The sequence below is a fragment of the Acuticoccus kandeliae genome (assembly GCF_003073115.1).
In genome coordinates, this window is sequence record NZ_QBBV01000002.1 from 1,152,006 (window position 1) to 1,169,841 (window position 17,836).

Consider the following 17,836-nt stretch of genomic DNA (forward strand, 5'->3'; position numbering starts at 1 on the left):
CGGCGGCGCGCGCGCCGGCGGGGCGTGGGGGCGGCACCCGTCATCGCGCGCGGCCGGCGGTGAGGACGACGCGGACGGTGGCGGAGAGGATCGCGGCGTCGAGGCGCCAGCCCGCAGTGCGCACATAGGCAAGGTCCATCCGCACCTTCTCGGCGGTCGCGACCGAGCCCTCGGCATAGCCGAGGCGCACCTGGGCAAGGCCGGTGAGGCCGGGGCGGATGACGTGCCGCTCGGGGTAGTGCGGGACGGTCCGCGCGTAGATCGCGGCGTGCTCGTACATGTCCGGCCGGGGGCCGATGAGGCTCATCTCGCCGCGCAGCACGTTGAGAAGCTGGGGCGTCTCGTCGAGCCGGGTCGCGCGCAGGACGCGGCCGAACGCGGTGATGCGCTCGCGCTCGATCGGATCCTCCGGGCCGCGCGCGCCCGTCCCCTCGCGCATCGTGCGGAATTTGTAGAGCGTGAAGGGGCGACACCCGGCCCCCATGCGCGCCTGGGCGAAGAAGAGCGGGCCGGGGTTGAAGCCGATATTGAGGGCGAGGACGAAGACGGCCTGGAGGGCGACGAAGGGCAGGAGCGCGGCGGCGAGGACGACGTCGAACACCCGCTTCGCCCGCCAGTAGGCCGCCCGGCCCTCACCGGCCGCCGGGAGGTCGCGTGCCGGGTCGAGCGCGACCCCGCTTTCGACGATGGCGGCGCCGGCGATGTCGGTGGCGTGGATCGGTCGGCCCATCGCCGCCTCCGCTTCTCGATCTACAATTTAAAGATGCATCGCGTAGCGGACGGGCAAAGTCAAACAGAAATCCGACGAGGGGAGGACAATCTTTACATCACGCTCGAATGGACAATTTTTATCCGATACTTTTTCAAAATTACTTCAAATAAAGTCGAATTTTGGAGCGATTTTCAATAAATTACCTTCGGCGATCGTCCATCAAGAGCCGCCCCAGAAGGCGCGGAGGATGGCGATCGCGACGGCGATGATCGGGCGGCGGGACGGGCTGATCTCGTCGCAGAAGGCGGGGCGTCGCACGAGGCGGCGGCAGGCAAGCGGCACGCCGCGAGCCCCGATCACGGCGACCGCCACGGGATCCGCGCCCGCCTCGAGCCCACCGCCGAAGATGGCGCGCAGATAAGCGATCCGCTCGGCCGGCTGCGTCTGCGCAACGACCGGAGACGCGGCGGTGAGTCCGACCGAGACCGCGATGATCAAAGACGTGAGACCAATTCGCAGGTTCATGATAGATTTTTCCAGAATTTGTCACGTGACGGGCAGATGATGAATAGAGGTACGAAGCCCTCTAGCTTGCATAGCGCCGGCGTGTTATCAATTTTAAATTGTTATACGGGACGTGGCGGTGCAGTCCTCGATCACGCGGGGTGGGTGGTGGCAGCGCGCCGCCGGCACCGCATGGGATTCTTGCGCGCAGAAGGAGGAGATGCGGGGCGCACACCCCGCAGAACGGGTCGCCGTGGGTCGCAGGGAGTCGCTTTTCGAATTTCTCGAACGAATCATTCGAGATTATTCGTCTTTTCAGATCATCGATCCTGCCCCAGCTAGTCGGCTAACGCGCCGCGGCAGCGCAACCTGCGACAGGACACACCATGGCTAAGATTCTCGTTCTCTATCACTCCGCCTACGGACACGTGGAACAGATGGCCGAGGCCATCGCGGAGGGTGCGCGCAGCGCCGGCGGCACCGTCGATATCCGTCGCGTGCCGGAGACCGTGCCGCAGGAGATCGCCGAGAAAGCGGGCTTCAAGCTGAACCAGGCCGCGCCCGTCGCCACCATCGGCGAGCTCGCCGACTATGACGCGATCATCATCGGCGCCGGCACGCGCTTCGGCCGCATGAACTCGCAGATGGCCGCCTTCCTCGACCAGGCCGGCGGGCTGTGGGCGAAGGGCGCGCTGAACGGCAAGGTCGGCGCCGCCTTCACCTCCACCGCCACCCAGCATGGCGGCCAGGAGACGACGCTCTTCTCCATCATCACCAACCTCCTCCATTTCGGCCTCGTGGTGGTCGGCCTCCCCTACTCCTTCCAGGGCCAGACGCGGCTCGACGAGGTGACCGGTGGCGCCCCCTATGGCGCGACGACGATCGCCGGCGGCGACGGCTCACGCCAGCCGAGCCAGAACGAACTCGACGGAGCCCGCTTCCAGGGCAAGCACGTCGCCGAGATCGCGGCGCGCCTCTTCCCCTGAGCGCCGGGCGGCCGCGCCGCCCTTTCAGCGAACGACGCCGGCACGCGCCGCCTTTCGAGCTGGCAATGGCGGCCTGTGCCGCTCTGAAAGCCGACAAAGGTGGCCCGTGCCGCCTTTCAAACCGGCGACGGCGGCTCGTGCCGCTTCTGACCAGCAGAGGGCGGCCCACGCCGCCCTCTAGATCACGAGAGGGTGGCGGATCGCCGCCCGCCGCACCGACAGTGGCCGACCGAGGGTCGCACTCCAAAGCGATCGAGAACGCCCACACCGCTGTTCTGTCCAGCGGAATGCGGCTCAGCGCCACCCTCCGAGCCTTCGGTGGGCGGCCTCTCGCCGCCAGTCATTCCAACGGCGATCGGCCTTGAGCCGTCCGAGAAGCCAGCAGAGACACCTCCGTGCCGTGCTTGCCGGTTTCACGTCGCGGCACTGCCTTTGTGCCTCCACCATGCGAGCGTCGAGCCGCCGGTCATGGCCACGCGCCTCCGCCTGCCGTTCGCGCAGGCGCACCGCTTCGCGGCCGGAAGACGACCAGTATGGTCACGGCATCGATAGCCCGACGCTCGACCGCTCAGGATGTTCCTGACCGTCGGCCCGAACCGACAGAGCGCCGCCCCTCCCCGTCAGTCCTGAGCAGAAGCGGTCGGCACTGCGGCGTCCGGTAAACCGACAGAAATCGGCGCCTTGCCGCTGCAGCCTCCTTGGCAGGTCCGGCCCAATCACCGCCCCTTGTCGCGCCAACCGTACGGCGCGTTCGGCCGCCGGCCATTGCCTTGCCCCCTCTTCCCGTTCTCTTCGGAGCGCCCCTTCCAGACGCACCGGTGTAAAAAGGATCAGGTTGGTGACGGACTTCGGTGGCCGGACGCTCCACGCGATCAGGGTGTTCCTGACCGAGCCGTCCAAAACGACAAAAGGCGGCGCCCCTGCGTTGCCCTCATCGACAGAGGGCCGCCTCTCCCTGCTCGTCCTAGCAAAAGCAGTCGCTCCCGTGGCGTCCGGCAAGCCAACAGAAACGCCCTGCCGCTTCAGCCTCCTTCACCGGTCCGGCCCACTCACCGCCCCTTCGCGCTCAGCCGGACGCGGCGCTGCGCCGCCAGCCATTGCCACGCGCCCCCTCTTGCGGCTCTGGTCTCACCGCGGCGCGTTCCGGCGGGCCGGCGGGACGAGGGCCACAGGATGGTGACGGACATCGGCAACCCGACGCTCGACCAGATCAGGGTGTTCCTGACCGTCGTCGAGACCGGCTCCTTCGCCGGGGCCGCGCGCAAGCTCGGCCGCGCCACCTCCGTCGTCAGCTACAGCATCGCCAACCTCGAAATGCAGCTCGGCATCGCGCTCTTCGACCGCAGCGCGACGCGCAAGCCCATCCTCACCGACGCCGGCCGCGCGGTGGAGGCGGAGGCGCGCAGCGTCACCAGCGGCATCGATTCGCTGAAGGCCAAGATCGTCGCCATGCGCCAGGGGCTCGAAGGCGAGCTCAGCCTCGCGATCGACGTCATGATGCCCTCCGAGCGCGTCGTCGACACGCTGAAATCCTTTCGCGCTGCGTTTCCGACCGTCACGCTCAACCTGCGCGTCGAGGCGCTGGGCGGCGTCGCCGATCTCGTCCTCGGGCGGCGCGCGATCGTCGGCATCAGCGGGCCGCTCCCCTTCGTGGGCGGGCTCAGCGGCATCGAGCGTGTCGCCGTCGGCGACGTGGAGCTTGTCGCCGTCGCCGCGCCAGACCACCCGCTCGCCGGCCCCGGCATCCGGCCGGGCATGACGCGCGAGCACGTCCAGCTCATCCTCACAGATCGCTCCGCCCTGACGGAGGGGATCGAGGTCGCCGTCATCAGCCCGCACGTGTGGCGCCTCGCCGATCTCGGCGCCAAGCACATGCTGCTGCGCGAGGGGATCGGCTGGGGCAACATGCCCGAGCCGATGGTGCGGGATGATCTGGCGCAGGGCCGCCTTGTCCGCCTCGACCTTCCCGACAGCACCAACGCGCGATATCAGTTCGACGCGATTTATCGGACCGACACGCCGCCAGGTCCGGCCGCCTCCTGGCTCATCGAGCGCTTTCGCACCAACTGAGCAGCGACGGCCCGCGCGCGGACGGGGAAGCCCCGCCCGCCGATCGGTGCGGCACGGTGAAGGACGGAGCGGAACATGAATGACACGGTGGTGATTGTCGGCGCGGGACATGCCGGCTTCCAGGTCGCCGCGTCGCTGCGGGGCGAGAAGTTCGAGGGGCGCATCATCCTCGTCAGCGAGGAGACGGGCCTGCCCTATCAGCGCCCGCCTTTGTCGAAGGCCTACATGATGGGCAAGACGACCCGCGACGCGCTCTCCTTCCGCCCCGAGGCCTTCTTCGAGACCGCCCGGATCGAGCGCCGGGAGGGCCGTGCGCGGGCGATCGACCGGACGAACCGCCGCCTGATCGTGGACGACGCGGCGCTCGCTTACGACCATCTCGTCCTCGCGGTCGGGGCGCACGGACGGGCCCTCCCCGTCCCCGGCGCGGACCTCGAGGGCGTCTTCATGCTGCGCACCCTCGCGGACGCCGACGCGATCGGCGCGCGCATGAAGGGCGCGCGCAACGCGGTGGTGATCGGGGCGGGCTTTATCGGGCTCGAATTCGCGGCCGTCGCGGCGGCCGCCGGGCTCAATGTCCATGTGCTGGAGCTTGCCGACCGGCCGATGGCGCGGGCGGTGACGCCACAGATGTCGGCGATCTTCACGGCCGCCCATCAGGGCTGGGGCGTGACGCTCGATGTCGGACAGGGGCTCGCGCGGATCGTCGGCGAGAACGGCAAGGCGGTGGCGGTGGAGACGACGGACGGGACGCGCATCGAGGCCGACCTCGTGGTGGTCGGGATCGGGGTGCTGCCGCATACGGCGCTCGCCGCCGAGGCGGGGCTCGCGATCGAGAACGGCATCCGCGTCGACGAGACGATGCGCACCAGCGATCCGTCGATCTCCGCCATCGGCGATTGCGCGAGCTTCGTGCACGAGGCGAGCGGCGCGCTGGTGAGACTTGAATCGGTTCAAAATGCGACGGACCAGGCGCGAACCGTGGCCGCGCGCGTGATGGGCAAGGACGCGCCCTACGCGGCCGTGCCCTGGTTCTGGAGCGACCAGGGCGACCTCAAGCTCCAGATGGCCGGGCTCTCCGCGGGGCATGATGCGACGGTCGTGACCGGGGTTGAGGGCGAGGCCGCCCGGTCCGTCCTCTGCTTCCTCGGCGACCGGCTGATCGCGGTGGAATCGGTCAATCGCGCGGGCGACCACATGGCGGCCCGGCGCATCCTGTCGGGCGCCGCGCCGAGCCCGACACCCGACGAGGCGGCTGCCCCCGGCTTCGACCTCAAGGCCTGGGCCTCACCTCGCCGCTAGGAGGCGCGGCGTCACGGGTCATGGCGGGAGGAGGCGGCGCGCCCGCCGGGGACGGACGGGCGCATGAGCGAGGACGGGATCCGGCGCCGGTCGCAGCCTGGTGCGGGCGTCGCCCCCGCTCCACAGCCGGGTCAACGCGCGCCGTTCCCACCCGGCCCCACTTCGCTGTAGAGCTTGGCCAGACGGCCGAACGAGCAACCAGGCAACCCGATGACCGACGAGCCGCGTCCGCGCGAGACGATCAGCACCCGCCTTCGCCTGCGCTCCTTCTCGCGCTCGCTGCCGATGTCGCTGCTGCGCGCCCGCGAGGCGGTGATGCAGCATTTCCGCTCGGCCCTGCGCGTCTACAACATCACCGAGCAGCAATGGCGCGTCCTGCGGGCGCTGACGACGGTGGAAAGCATCGAGGTCACCGAGCTCGCCAACGCGACCTTCCTCCTCGGCCCATCCTTGTCGCGCATCCTGCAGGACCTCGAAGGACGCGGGCTCGTCGTGCGGCGGTCGGACCCGGAGGATTTGCGCCGCAGCCGCATCTCGATCACCCCGACCGGGACGCGCCTGATGGAGCTCGCGAGCCCACATTCGGACGCGATCTATGCGCGCATCACCGCCGCCGTCGGGCCGGAGAAACTGACGCAGCTTCTCGACCTCCTGCAGGAGGTGGAGGCGAAGCTCGGCGAGATGCCGCCCCTCCCCTTCGACACCGATCCCGCGCTCGACGAGATCCGCGCCATACAGGAGGCGGGCGCCGAGAAGCCGCCGCGGCGCAAGGGGCCGAAGCGGGGCTGACCCCGCCCCTCAGCGACGGATGAAGGACCAGGGGCTCACCTCGTCCTTCAGGGAAAGCGGCACCTCGATCAGCGTGCAGCGCCCGGTGCCGATCGCCTTCTCGACGGCGCCCTGCAACGCCTTCGGGGTGCGCACCCGCATCGCGTCGACGCCGAACGCCTTGCCGAGCGCCACGAAGTCCGGGTTCTTCAGCGCCGAGGCGGTGACGCGCCCGTCGAAGATCTGTTCCTGGTCGCGGTGGACGTTGCCGTAGGCCTCGTTGTTGAAGACGATCGCGACGACGCCGATCCCCTCCTGCGCCGCCGTCGCGAGCTCCTGAACGGTGAACATGAAGCCGCCATCGCCGCAGATCGCGACGACCGGAACGTCCGGCCGGGCGACCTTCGCGCCGAGCGCCGTCGCAAAGCCCGCGCCGAGCGTGCCCTGGTAGCCCGACGAGATCAGCGTGCGCGGCTGATAGACCGGATAGGCGAACCAGGAGGCGAAGCCCGCCTGGCACAGTTCCTCGGTGAGGATGCCCTCGTCCGGCAGCGCCGCGCGGATCGCGGCGAGGAAGGCGTGGTGGGGCTTGAGGGACCGGATCTCCGCGTCCGCCGCCGCCTTCGCCTCGGCGATCGCTTCGCGGCGGTCGGGCACCGAGACGCCCGCCCGGTCGACCGCGGCGAGGAGCGCGTCCACCCCCTCCCCGGCGCGCGCCAGGATGTCGACGGTCGAGGGTTGGCGGCGCAGCGCCGCCGCGTCGATGTCGATGCGGATCGACTTCATGTCCTTCGGCCCTGACGTCCAGCGCCAGCCGGGAAGCTCCAGCCGCGTGCCGATGCCGATCATGAGGTCCGTCTCCGCCCAGAGACGATGGCCGGAGACGAGGGTGCAGCCGAGCGGGTGGCGATCGGAGACGATGCCGCGCCCGGAGCGGAAGGAGACGACCGGCGCGCCGAGCCGCTCGGCGAGGAGGCGGACGGCCTCGCCATCCTCCACCGCGCCGGAGCCGACGAAGATCATCGGCGCCTTCGCCGCCGCGATCAGCTTGACGGCCGCGTCGATGCGGGTCGGGTCGACCGGCGGGTCCGGCACGCGCTCCATCGGCGCGACGGGGACGACCGCGCTCGTCGCGGTGAACTGCTCCCACGGCATCTCGAGCGCGGCCGGTCCCTGGCGCAGCGAGCGCATCGCGCGGAAGGCCTCGGCGACGGCGTTCGGCGCCGCGCTCGGCACATCGATCCGGTCGCAATATTTGGTGAAGCCGGAGAGTGTCGCGAGCTGGTCCGGCATCTCGTGGAGATGGCCGAGCCCCTTGCCGAGGAAGTCGCTCGGCACCTGGCCGGTGAGGCACAGGACCGGCTCGTTGGCCCCGTAGGCGGTGAGGAGCGCCGCGCCGGCATTGAGGATGCCGGGCCCCGGTACCACCGAGAGGACGCCCGGCCGCCCGCTCGCCCGCGCATAGCCGAACGCCATGTAGCCGCACGCCTGCTCGTGGCGGGCGCTGACGACGCGGATCGGCGAACGATGGAGCGCGTCGAAGAGGCCGTAGATCTGTGCGCCGGGGAGGCCGAAGAGGGTGTCGACCCCGTGCGCCTCCAGCCCGGCGACGATCGCCTCGCCCCCGGTCATGGGCGTCGGCCCGTTGGCACCGGCCGACCGGCCTCTCGTCTTCGTCTTCATGAGGCGTCCCCCGTCGCGTGTGACGGGTTCCCTCATGCCTCCGATCGGCCGGGCCTGTCCATCGCCCGACCCCGTCAGCGCATCAGACGGCGACCGGCTCGGCCGCCGCGAAGGCGGCGACGCGGGCGATGCGCTCGGCGGCGGTCTGAAGACGCGCATCGGCGACGGTGAGGCTGATGCGCACGAAATTGCGCGCATGGTCCCCGAAGGACGATCCCGGCATCACCGCGACGCCCGCATCATGGAGGAGACGCCAGGCGAAGGCCTCGCCGTCGAGTCCGGTCTTGTGGACGTCGAGGAGGATGAACATCCCCGCGTCCGGCATCATCGGGAGGAGGCTGCGTTCGGCGCCGGTGATCCTCGCCACCATCTCGGCCCGGCGGCGGTAGGTCTCGCGCATCGCGGCGGCCGTCTCGGTCACGTGGTTCAGCGCGTGCGCGGTCATGTCGGCGATGAAGGGCTGGGTGCCGAACATCATCATCTCCGACACCGGAACGACGCGGTTGACGAACTCGGCCGGCCCCACTGCCCAGCCGCTGCGGAAGCCGGGCGCGGCGTGCGACTTGGAGATGGAGGAGACGACGACGCAACGCTCCGCGAGGCGCGGCTCGTCGAAGGGTGAGGCGAAGCGACCGTTGAAGATGAAGTCCTCATAGACCTCGTCGGAGACGATCCAGAGGTCGTGCGCGATGGCGATCTCGCCGATGGCGCGCACGTCCTCGCGGCTGAGGACGGCCCCCGTCGGGTTGTGCGGGGTGTTGAGGAGGAGGACGCGCGAGCGCGGCGAGACGGCACGCGCAAGATCGTCGGCCATCATGCGGAAGCCGTTCTCGGGGCGCAGCGGCACGTAGGCGGGGGTGGCCCCGCTCGCGCGGATGATCCCCTCATAGGTCGCGTAGAGCGGGTCGCCGACGAGCACCTCGTCGCCGCTTTCGGCAAGCGCGAGGATCGTCGCGAAGAGGGCGTTCTGCGTGCCCGCGAAGACGAGCGTGTTCTCGCGCCCGATCTTGCGGCCGCTGCGGGCCGAATATTTCGCCGACAGCGCGTCGGCGATGCTCGGCTCGCCGCGCGCGGAGGAGTAGCGCAACCGGCCGGCGCGCATCGCGTCGGCGCACACGTCGAGGAGCACGTCGGCGATCGGCACGTCCGGCTCGCCGATCGTGAGCTCGATGATCTCGTTGCCTTCCGCGGCGAGCCGGCGCGCCGCGACGTGCACGGCCCACTTGTTCGCGCCGAGTCCGGCGACACGGTCGGTGATCGAAGCGTAGCGCATTGCTGCTCTGCCCTTCATGCTGGGTACGGCCGCCCGCGCGTCCCCCGCCCGAAGGCGGGTCCAGCGTGCCCGGCGGCAATGTGAGGCGTCAGGCCAGTCTCATGCCAAGGTGGCCGCAAAGTGTGTACCCACCGTGACCGGGCAGCGGCCCGCACGCCCACGCATGGCAGAACCGGGCCGTTGTCCCCAAATTTCGGGGCGTCGGCGCGGCCGGCCGGGCCACACTCTCACTTCAGCATGGATCCAAACTGACGGGAGGGGACGAGGCGCCACACCGTTGGAACCGCTCACGCAATCCTGGCGCGGCAAAGCCACGCGAAGGGTGGCCATCGTGGAATGGCAACACTATAGAGGGTGCGGAGCGGGGAAATCATGGAATACGAAAAATTCTTCTCTGAGAGCCTCGATGCGCTTCGCAACGAAGGGCGGTATCGCGTCTTTGCCGACCTCGAACGGTATCGCGGCCAGTTTCCGCGTGCGCGGCGTCATCATAGCGGCAACGGTCCTCAGGACGTCACCGTGTGGTGCTCGAACGACTATCTCGGCATGGGCCAGCACCCGAGCGTGCTTGCCGCCATGCACGAGGCGATCGACAAGTGCGGCGCTGGCGCCGGCGGCACGCGCAACATCTCCGGCACGAACCATTATCATGTCGAGCTCGAGCGTTCGCTCGCCGACCTGCATGGCAAGCCGGCCGCCCTGCTCTTCACCTCCGGCTACGTCTCGAACTGGGCCGCGCTCGGCACCCTCGCGGCGAAGCTTCCCGATTGCGCCGTCTTCTCCGACGCGAAGAACCACGCCTCGATGATCGAGGGCATCCGGCACAGCCGGGCCGAGCGGCACATCTTCGCCCACAACGATCCGGAAGACCTCGACCGTCGCCTCGCCGCCGTCGACCCCGCCCGCCCCAAGCTCGTCGCCTTCGAATCCGTCTACTCGATGGACGGCGACATCGCGCCGATCGCTGAGCTGTGCGACGTCGCCGACAAGCATGGCGCGATGACCTATCTCGACGAAGTGCACGGGGTCGGCCTCTACGGCCCGCGCGGCGGCGGCGTCGCCGAGCGTGACGGCCTGATGGACCGCCTCACCGTGATCGAGGGCACCCTCGGCAAGGCGTTCGGCGTCGTCGGTGGCTACATCGCCGCCTCGCGCAATCTGTGCGACTTCGTGCGTTCCCACGCCTCGGGCTTCATCTTCACGACCGCCCTTCCGCCGGCGGTCGCGGCCGGCGCGCGCGCCAGCATCGAGCATCTCAAGGTCTCGAACGCGGAGCGCGAGGCGCACCAGCGCGTCGTCGCCAAGGTGCGGGCGCGGCTGAAGGAGATCGGCATCCCGGCGCTCGACAATCCGAGCCATATCGTGCCGGTGATGGTGAACGACGCCGCCAAGTGCAAGTGGATCAGCGACCTCCTGCTCGACCAGTACGGCATCTACGTTCAGCCGATCAATTATCCGACCGTCGAGCGCGGAACCGAGCGGCTGCGCATTACGCCCTCGCCCGTCCACACCGACGCCGACATCGACCATCTCTGCAAGGCGCTCTCGGATCTGTGGTCCCAGTGCGCCCTCGCCCGCACCTCCGCGGCGGCCTGAACCGGCCCTTTCGGACGGGACTTATCCACATCCCGTCCACAGTGGCCGCCCCTGCGGCCATTTTGCCGCGCACCGGGCCACACACCCAAGCCAGTGAAATGATTGTGCCCTCACCCCCGCGGGAGGGCATTTTGTGCGGCTGCGAAACGGCGTTTCGCGCAATTTTATCCTTCCGGACACGCACCGGGCGCATTGTGAACGCGCGGCCGCATGAGCCGGTTCCATTAAAATCCCGTCATGTTCGGCGTCCGGTTGAGCCCGCGGGGTTCCATAATCCGTCCACGGGCGGCTAAGTCCGGGCCGTCACCCGAAGCGACGGGTGGCTAGTTCAACCCGGAACCCACTGCAGCACTCTTGCCGCTTGAGGGACAGCGGGGGCGCCGTCTGCGTCCCGCGCGATCCGCACATCATCAGGACACTGCATGAAGTTAGTCGCTCAAGCCGCCACGTTGGCGGCTGTCTTCGCTATCGCCCTTCCCGTCGCCACCGTCACGACCTTCCCCACCGAGGCCCACGCCGCCTCGGGCCGAAGCGTCGGCACGGCCTCTTATTATGGCGCGCGGTTCCATGGGCGGCGTACCGCGAACGGCGAGCGTTTCAATATGAACGCCATGACGGCCGCGCACAAAAGCCTCCCCTTCGGCACGAAGGTGAAGGTCACCAACCAGAAGAACGGCCGTTCGGTGGTCGTGCGCATCAACGACCGCGGACCCTATGTCGGCCGGCGCGTCATCGACCTTTCCAAGGGCGCAGCATCGAAGATCGGCATGGTCGATGACGGCCTCGCCAAGGTCACGATGGAGATCATGTAAGGCCATTCCACGGCCCGGGCGGCGCGGCGTTCGCCTGACGTGATGAAGACGATCACGCGAACGCGTTGGACGCACCGACCCGACCAGGGCACCCTCCCCGCCGCTTGAAAGCCAAACGGGGAGCCGCGCCATGGTGACGATCTACGGAATGACCGACTCCGGGAACTGCTACAAGCCGCGCCTTCTGATGGCGCTCACCGGCCGGCCATTCCGTCACGTCGAGGTCTCCTTCCTCGACGGCGGCACCCAGGACCCCGCCTTCACCGCCAAGAACCCGAACGCCAAGGTCCCCCTTCTCGAGGAGGAGGATGGACGGCTCCTGCCCGAATCGAACGCGATGCTCCTCTATCTCGGCGAGGACACGCCGTTCGTGCCGCAGGACCGCTTCGAGCGGGCGCTGATGGCGTCCTGGATGTTCTTCGAGCAGTACAGCCACGAGCCCTATGTCGCCGTGCGCCGCTCGCTCATCCTCTACCGCACCATGGAAGCGACGCCGGAGCAGCTCGCCTCGACGCTCACCGCCGGCAACAAGGCGCTCGGCGTCATGGAAACGCGTCTCGCCCAATCCCCCTTCCTCGCCGGCGAGACCCCCTCCCTCGCCGACATCGCGCTCTACGCCTACACCCATGTCGCGCCGCAGGGCGGCTTCGATCTTGGCGAATTTCCCGGCATCGGCCGTTGGCTCGCCGCCATCGAGGCGCTGCCGGGCTACAAGCCGCTTGATTGGCATCCGGGCAACTGATCGGCCCGACATGGCGTTCCGGGGCTAGGATTGCGCCCCGGCGATGGCGTATCACACCTGTCGTGTGGCCTGCGGGAGGGCAAATTGGTCGACATCGCGACACGGGTGTGGAACCACAAGTGGAAGATCGATCCGATCGTCCGCTCGTTGATCGACACCGACTTCTACAAGCTCTTGATGTGCCAGTCGGTCCTGCGCAACAGGCCGGACACGACGGTCGTCTTCTCGCTGATCAACCGCTCCAAGCACATCCGCCTCGCCGATCTCATCGACGAGGGGGAGCTGCGCGAGCAGCTCGACCATATCCGCTCGCTCTCCCTCTCGCGCGGCGAGAGCACGTTCCTGCGTGGCAACACGTTCTACGGCAAGCGCCAGATGTTCAGCCCGGAATTCATGTCCTGGTTCGAGCATCTGAAGCTCCCGCCCTATGAGCTGGAGACGCGCGACGGCCAGTACGAGCTGACCTTCGAGGGCGCCTGGCCCGAGGTCATGATGTGGGAGATCCCCGCGCTCGCCTGCCTGATGGAGCTGCGTTCGCGCGCGGTGCTGAAGGAGATGGGCAAGTTCGAGCTTCAGGTCCTCTACGCCCGCGCGATGACGAAGCTGTGGCAGAAGATCGAGAAGCTGCGCGAGGTGCCGGAGATCGCGATCGCCGATTTCGGCACGCGCCGGCGTCACTCCTTCCTGTGGCAGGACTGGTGCGTGCAGGCCATGATCGAGGGGCTCGGCCCCTCCTTCACCGGCACGTCGAACTGCCTGATGGCGATGCGGCGCGAGGTGGAGGCGATCGGCACCAACGCGCACGAATTGCCGATGGTCTATGCCGCGCTCGCCGAGAATGACGAGGAGCTCGCCGACGCGCCCTATCACGTGCTCGCCGACTGGCACGAGGAGCACGAGGGGAACCTGCGCATCATCCTGCCGGACACGTACGGCACGAAGGGCTTCCTCGAACACGCGCCGGACTGGCTCGCCGGGTGGACGGGCGTGCGCATCGATTCGGGCGACCCGGTCGAGGGCGCGGAGACGGCGATCGCGTGGTGGAAGGCGCGCGGCGAGGACCCGCGCGAGAAGCGCATCATCTTCTCCGACGCGCTCGACGTCGACACGATCCTGACCCTTCAGGCCCGCTTCTCGGGCCGGGTGCGCGTCTCGTTCGGCTGGGGCACGCTTCTCACCAACGATTTCCGCGGCCTCGTGAAGGACGACGCGCTCGCCCCGTTCAGCCTCGTCTGCAAGGCGGTCTCGGCGAACGGTCGGCCGACGGTGAAGCTCTCCGACAATCCGCGCAAGGCGACCGGCCCCGAGGACGAGATCGCCCGCTACAAGCGCGTCTTCGGCGTCGGCGCGCAGCGCGAGCTCGACGTGACCTTCTTCAAGGGCGAGATCCCCGCCGGGGTGACGCGCACGGTGAAGGGCGCGATCGGCCGTCTCGCGGGCGCGCTCGCCCCCGCGCCCACCCTCGCCTTCGGCTGAGGCGGCGCGCGGGCCTGTCAGCCCGCGTTCGCGGCGCGGATCTCCTCCAGCGCGCGGCGCTGGCGGCCGTCCGCGTCGAAATTCTCCGGCGCGAGCCACGCCTCGAACGCGGCGCGGCGCTCCGGCCACTCCCCGTCGAGGATCGAGAACCAGGCCGTGTCGCGGTTGCGGCCCTTCGTGACCATGTGCTGGCGGAAGATGCCCTCGAAGGTGAAGCCGTAGCGGGTCGCGGCGCGGCGGGAGGGCGCGTTGGCGCTGTCGCACTTCCACTCGAACCGGCGATATCCGAGCGACTCGAACACGTAATTGCCGAGGAGGAGCAGCGCCTCGCTCGCCTCCGGCGTGCGGCGCAGGCCCGGCGCGAGGCAGATGTGGCCGACCTCGATCACCCCGTTGGCCGGATCGATGCGCATGAGACCCATCACGCCGAGCGCCTTGCCGGTCGCGCGCGGCACGACCGCGTAGAAGAGCGGGTCGGTGCTCGTCGCCTGGGCGGCGATGTGGGCGTGGTAGGCCTCGCGCGTGTCGAACGGGCCGTAGCCGAGATAGGTCCACAGCGCCCCCTCCGGGTCGCCCGCGCGGTGGGCGTCCCACTGGGGATCGGTGTGGCGGTCGGCGTCGAGCGGCTCCATGCGGATGCGCGCGCCTTCGAGCACCACGCGCTCCGGGCGCGGCCGGGCCGTCCAGTCGGCAAAGGGACGGTCGCTCATGCTGCCACCGGCACGGCGGCGACGGCCTCGATCTCCACCATCGCCTCCACCTCCACGAGGGAGACGACCTGGACGAGCGCCATCGCCGGGAAGTTCCGCCCCATCACCGCGCGGTAGACCGGGCCGAGCTCGGACAGGCTCGTGCGGTAGGCCTCGATGTCGGTCACGTACCAGGTGAGGCGCACGATCGTGTCCGCCCCACCGCCCGCCGCCTCGACGACGGCGAGCACGTTGGCGAGTGCCTGGCCGACCTGTCCGAGAAAGGTGTCGGGGAAGGTGTGGTCCGTGCGCCAGCCGATCTGGCCGCCGACATGGACGAGCGGGCCGTCCGTGACGATGCCGTTGGCGTAGCCGATCGGCTTCGGCCATCCCTCGGGAATCACGGCTCGGATGAGCGACTGGCTCACGCTCCCATCTCCTCGGCTGCGCGGCGGCGCAGCGCGAAGCGCTGGACCTTTCCGCTCTCGGTACGCGGCAGATCGGAGACATACTCGATCGCGCGGGGATATTTGTAGGGGGCGAGCTCGGCCTTCACATGGTCCTGCAGCTCTTTGGTGAGGGCGGGCGAGCCGGTCTGGCCGGGCTTCAGCACCACATAGGCCTTCACGATCTGCCCGCGCTCCGGATCGGGCGCGCCGACGACGCCGGCATCGGCGACGGCGGGATGGCTGAGAAGCCCCGATTCCACCTCGGGCCCGGCGATGTTGTAGCCGGCCGAGACGATCATGTCGTCGGAGCGCGCCTGGAACCAGAAATAGCCGTCCTCGTCCATGACGTAGGTGTCGCCGGTGACGTTCCAGCCGTCGATCACGTATTCCATCTGGCGCGAGTCATCGAGATAGCGGCAGCCGGTCGGCCCGCGCACGGCGAGGCGGCCGGGGACGCCCGGCGGGCAGGTCGCGCCGGTCTCGTCGATCACCTTCGCCTCGTAGAGCGGCACCGGGATCCCGGTCGCGCCGGGGCGCACGCTCTCCTCCGGCGCGCCGATGAAGATGTGCAGCATCTCCGTCGCGCCGATGCCGTCGAGGATGGTGATCCCGGTCGAGGCCTTCCACGCCTCGAAGGTCGCGCGCGGCAGCGTCTCGCCCGCCGAGACGCACTTCCTCAGCGAGGTGAGGTCGTAGTCGCCGAGCTTGTTGAGGATCGCGCGATAGGCCGTCGGCGCGGTGAAGAGGACGGTCGCCTTGTAGGCCTCGATCGCCGGCATCAGGTGGTCCGGCGAGGCCTTTTCGAGGAGGATCGCGGTCGCCCCGATGCGCCAGGGGAAGAGCACGAGCCCGCCGAGGCCGAAGGTGAAGGCGAGCGGCGGGGAGCCGACGAAGCGGTCGTCGGGCGCGGCGCGCAGCACCTCCTTCGCGTAGCAGTCGCAGATCGCGAGCATGTCGCGGTGGAAGTGCATCGTGCCCTTCGGCACGCCGGTGGTGCCGGAGGTGAAGCCGATGAGGCAGACATCGTCGATCGCGGTGTCGACGGCGGTGAACTCGGGGCTCGCCGCCGCGAGGGCGGCGTCGAACTCGGGCGTACCGAAGACGAAGAGGGTCTGGTCGCGCGTCGCGAGCGCCTTGTCGAGTTCGTCGCGGATCTTCACGTCGGTGACGGCGAAGCGGACCTTCGCCTTGTCGAGCATCACGCCGAGTTCCTTGGCGCGCAGGAGCGGCATGGTGGCGACGACGATCCCGCCGGCCTTGATGATGGCGAAGTAGACGGCGGCCATCATCGGGTTGTTGGCCGAGCGCAGCAGCACGCGGTTGCCGGGCTCGAGCCCGCCTTCCACGAACACATTGGCGAGCCGGTTCACCACCGCCTGGAGCGCGGCGTAAGTCCACTCGACGCCCTCGCCGAGGACGGCGATGCGGTCCCCCCGCCCCTCATTCACGTGCCGGTCGATCAGCTCGACGGCGCAGTTGAGGCGGTCCGGATAGGCGAGCTTGTCGAGGTTCAGGAAGGCCGGCTGCGTCTCGACGGCCGGCAGGTTGTCGCGGGCAAACGTGTCGGTATGGGCGGAACTGATCATACGGCCGATTCGCGATTGGGCCCGGGCGGGACGCTGGCAGCGAGCGCCTGTCGGGCGATGACGATCTTCTGCACTTCCGAGGCGCCCTCGTAGATCCGGAGCGCCCGAATTTCGCGATAGAGCTCTTCAACCTTCGTGCCAGAGCGCACGCCGTCGCCGCCATGGAGCTGGACGGCGCGATCGATGACGGTCTGGGCCGTCTCGGTGGCGAAGAGCTTCGCCATCGAGGCCTCGCGCGTGATGCGCGGTGCGCCGGAATCCTTGGTCCAGGCGGCGCGGTAGACGAGGAGCGCGGCGGCGTCGACGCCGAGCGCCATGTCGGCGATCCCTTCCTGGGCGAGCGGAAGCTCGGCCATCGGCGCGCCGAAGAGGTGGCGGGTGTGGACGCGCGCGAGCGCGGCCTCCAGCGCGGCGCGCGCGAAGCCGAGCGCGGCGGCCCCGACGGTGGAGCGGAAGACGTCGAGCGTCGCCATCGCAAGGCCGAAGCCGCGTCCGCCCTCGCCGAGCCGGTTCACGAGCGGCACGCGGCATCCCTCGAAGGCGAGGCGCGCGAGCGGATGCGGGGCGATGACCTCGAGCCGCTCGGCGATGGTGAGGCCCGGCGTATCGGCATCGACGATGAAGGCGGAGAGGCCCCTTGCGCCCGGCCCCTCGCCGGTGCGCGCGAAGACGATGTAGAAATCCGCGATCCCGCCATTCGAGATCCACGTCTTCTCGCCGTCGAGGATCACATGATCGCCCTCGACGCGGCCGGTCATCTCGATGGCGGCGACGTCGGAGCCCGATTTCGGCTCGGTGAGGGCGAAGGCAGCGATCGCCTCGCCCTTCGCGACGCGCGGGAGGTAGGCCGCCTTCTGCGCCTCGGTCCCCGCGAGGCTGATCGGGCCGGAGCCGAGCCCCTGCATCGCGAAGGCGAAGTCGGCAAGGCCCGAGTGGCGCGCGAGGATCTCGCGCGAGAGGCACAGCGTGCGCACGTCGAGCGGGCCGGAGAGGCCGACGGTCGGGACGAGGAGCCCCGCCTCCCCCATCGCCGCGACGAGGTTGCGGCAGGAGCCGTCGACGTCGTGGTGGTCGCTGAGGCGCGCCGCGTGCGCGCCGGCGAAGGCGGCGACCTTCGCCGCGACCTCCCTGTGGACCGCGTCGAAGAAGGGCCAGGAGAGGGTCTCGGCGAGAGGGTCGCGCTCCATC

General features: G+C 69.3%; 16 protein-coding genes. 8 read left to right on the forward strand and 8 right to left on the reverse strand.

Annotation, left to right across the window (positions count from 1 at the left end):
- Nucleotides 1-40 precede the first annotated feature (40 nt).
- Nucleotides 41-730 (reverse strand): sugar transferase, encoded by a 690-nt coding sequence (locus tag DBV35_RS18035; RefSeq protein WP_108661684.1) that lies wholly within the window; start codon nt 728-730, stop codon nt 41-43.
- A 201-nt stretch (nt 731-931) separates the two neighbouring features.
- The gene (locus tag DBV35_RS18040; RefSeq protein WP_157961834.1) at nt 932-1,237 is read right to left on the reverse strand and encodes a hypothetical protein; all 306 of its coding nucleotides are present in this window, start codon (nt 1,235-1,237) and stop codon (nt 932-934) included.
- A 365-nt stretch (nt 1,238-1,602) separates the two neighbouring features.
- Here DBV35_RS18040 and wrbA point away from each other — a divergent pair, with 365 nt between their 5' ends.
- The 4 genes from wrbA (at nt 1,603) to hpaR (ending at nt 6,363) form a co-directional block, all read left to right on the forward strand.
- Nucleotides 1,603-2,202: an NAD(P)H:quinone oxidoreductase gene (wrbA, locus tag DBV35_RS18045; protein WP_108661686.1), complete on the forward strand. Its 600-nt coding sequence runs from the start codon at nt 1,603-1,605 to the stop codon at nt 2,200-2,202.
- A gap of 1,176 nt (nt 2,203-3,378) precedes the next feature.
- Entirely contained in the window at nt 3,379-4,272 is an 894-nt protein-coding gene (locus DBV35_RS18050; RefSeq protein WP_211100011.1) for a LysR family transcriptional regulator, read from the forward strand.
- A 75-nt stretch (nt 4,273-4,347) separates the two neighbouring features.
- The gene (locus tag DBV35_RS18055) at nt 4,348-5,574 is read left to right on the forward strand and encodes an NAD(P)/FAD-dependent oxidoreductase (protein WP_108661688.1); all 1,227 of its coding nucleotides are present in this window, start codon (nt 4,348-4,350) and stop codon (nt 5,572-5,574) included.
- Nucleotides 5,575-5,784: 210 nt separating this feature from the next.
- Nucleotides 5,785-6,363, forward strand: a complete 579-nt coding sequence (hpaR, locus tag DBV35_RS18060) for a homoprotocatechuate degradation operon regulator HpaR (RefSeq protein ID WP_205648719.1) — start codon at nt 5,785-5,787, stop codon at nt 6,361-6,363.
- Nucleotides 6,364-6,372: 9 nt separating this feature from the next.
- Here hpaR and DBV35_RS18065 read toward each other — a convergent pair whose 3' ends face one another.
- Nucleotides 6,373-8,025, reverse strand: coding sequence for a thiamine pyrophosphate-dependent enzyme (locus DBV35_RS18065; protein ID WP_245943976.1), 1,653 nt, complete (start codon nt 8,023-8,025; stop codon nt 6,373-6,375).
- Between the two features lie 82 nt (nt 8,026-8,107).
- A complete protein-coding gene (locus DBV35_RS18070; RefSeq protein WP_108661690.1) occupies nt 8,108-9,298 on the reverse strand; it encodes a pyridoxal phosphate-dependent aminotransferase in 1,191 nt (396 codons plus the stop codon).
- A 372-nt stretch (nt 9,299-9,670) separates the two neighbouring features.
- Here DBV35_RS18070 and hemA point away from each other — a divergent pair, with 372 nt between their 5' ends.
- The 4 genes from hemA to pncB all read left to right on the forward strand — a co-directional run bounded on the left by hemA (nt 9,671) and on the right by pncB (nt 13,924).
- Complete coding sequence (gene hemA / locus DBV35_RS18075) at nt 9,671-10,894, forward strand: 5-aminolevulinate synthase (protein ID WP_108661691.1); 1,224 nt, start codon at nt 9,671-9,673, stop codon at nt 10,892-10,894.
- Between the two features lie 422 nt (nt 10,895-11,316).
- Entirely contained in the window at nt 11,317-11,706 is a 390-nt protein-coding gene (locus DBV35_RS18080) for a septal ring lytic transglycosylase RlpA family protein (protein WP_108661692.1), read from the forward strand.
- 130 nt (nt 11,707-11,836) lie between these two features.
- Nucleotides 11,837-12,448 carry a glutathione S-transferase family protein gene (locus DBV35_RS18085; RefSeq protein WP_108661693.1) on the forward strand — a complete coding sequence of 204 codons (612 nt, stop codon included), beginning with the start codon at nt 11,837-11,839 and terminating at the stop codon, nt 12,446-12,448.
- 84 nt (nt 12,449-12,532) lie between these two features.
- On the forward strand, nt 12,533-13,924 hold the full coding sequence (gene pncB / locus DBV35_RS18090; RefSeq protein ID WP_108661694.1) for a nicotinate phosphoribosyltransferase: 1,392 nt from the start codon (nt 12,533-12,535) through the stop codon (nt 13,922-13,924).
- Between the two features lie 17 nt (nt 13,925-13,941).
- Here pncB and DBV35_RS18095 read toward each other — a convergent pair whose 3' ends face one another.
- From DBV35_RS18095 to DBV35_RS18110, 4 genes are read right to left on the reverse strand one after another with little or no spacing between them, the layout of a single operon-like run.
- On the reverse strand, nt 13,942-14,634 hold the full coding sequence (locus DBV35_RS18095) for a GNAT family N-acetyltransferase (protein WP_108661695.1): 693 nt from the start codon (nt 14,632-14,634) through the stop codon (nt 13,942-13,944).
- Nucleotides 14,631-15,041: a RidA family protein gene (locus DBV35_RS18100; RefSeq protein ID WP_108661696.1), complete on the reverse strand. Its 411-nt coding sequence runs from the start codon at nt 15,039-15,041 to the stop codon at nt 14,631-14,633. The genes DBV35_RS18095 and DBV35_RS18100 overlap by 4 nt, the downstream gene beginning before the upstream one ends.
- The gene (locus DBV35_RS18105; RefSeq protein WP_108661697.1) at nt 15,038-16,648 is read right to left on the reverse strand and encodes an AMP-binding protein; all 1,611 of its coding nucleotides are present in this window, start codon (nt 16,646-16,648) and stop codon (nt 15,038-15,040) included. The genes DBV35_RS18100 and DBV35_RS18105 overlap by 4 nt, the downstream gene beginning before the upstream one ends.
- Nucleotides 16,645-17,835, reverse strand: coding sequence for an acyl-CoA dehydrogenase family protein (locus tag DBV35_RS18110; RefSeq protein WP_108661698.1), 1,191 nt, complete (start codon nt 17,833-17,835; stop codon nt 16,645-16,647). Before DBV35_RS18110 ends, DBV35_RS18105 begins: the two co-directional genes overlap by 4 nt.
- Nucleotide 17,836 lies beyond the last annotated feature (1 nt).

Excerpts from the sequence above, each read along its gene's own strand:
- DBV35_RS18035 (WP_108661684.1), bottom strand. The coding sequence starts at position 730 with ATGGGCCGACCGATCCACGCCACCGACATCGCCGGCGCCGCCATCGTC.
- DBV35_RS18040 (WP_157961834.1), bottom strand. The coding sequence starts at position 1,237 with ATGAACCTGCGAATTGGTCTCACGTCTTTGATCATCGCGGTCTCGGTC.
- wrbA (WP_108661686.1), top strand. The coding sequence starts at position 1,603 with ATGGCTAAGATTCTCGTTCTCTATCACTCCGCCTACGGACACGTGGAA.
- DBV35_RS18055 (WP_108661688.1), top strand. The coding sequence starts at position 4,348 with ATGAATGACACGGTGGTGATTGTCGGCGCGGGACATGCCGGCTTCCAG.
- hpaR (WP_205648719.1), top strand. The coding sequence starts at position 5,785 with ATGACCGACGAGCCGCGTCCGCGCGAGACGATCAGCACCCGCCTTCGC.
- DBV35_RS18065 (WP_245943976.1), bottom strand. The coding sequence starts at position 8,025 with ATGAAGACGAAGACGAGAGGCCGGTCGGCCGGTGCCAACGGGCCGACG.
- DBV35_RS18070 (WP_108661690.1), bottom strand. The coding sequence starts at position 9,298 with ATGCGCTACGCTTCGATCACCGACCGTGTCGCCGGACTCGGCGCGAAC.
- hemA (WP_108661691.1), top strand. The coding sequence starts at position 9,671 with ATGGAATACGAAAAATTCTTCTCTGAGAGCCTCGATGCGCTTCGCAAC.
- DBV35_RS18080 (WP_108661692.1), top strand. The coding sequence starts at position 11,317 with ATGAAGTTAGTCGCTCAAGCCGCCACGTTGGCGGCTGTCTTCGCTATC.
- DBV35_RS18085 (WP_108661693.1), top strand. The coding sequence starts at position 11,837 with ATGGTGACGATCTACGGAATGACCGACTCCGGGAACTGCTACAAGCCG.
- DBV35_RS18095 (WP_108661695.1), bottom strand. The coding sequence starts at position 14,634 with ATGAGCGACCGTCCCTTTGCCGACTGGACGGCCCGGCCGCGCCCGGAG.
- DBV35_RS18105 (WP_108661697.1), bottom strand. The coding sequence starts at position 16,648 with ATGATCAGTTCCGCCCATACCGACACGTTTGCCCGCGACAACCTGCCG.
- DBV35_RS18110 (WP_108661698.1), bottom strand. The coding sequence starts at position 17,835 with ATGGAGCGCGACCCTCTCGCCGAGACCCTCTCCTGGCCCTTCTTCGAC.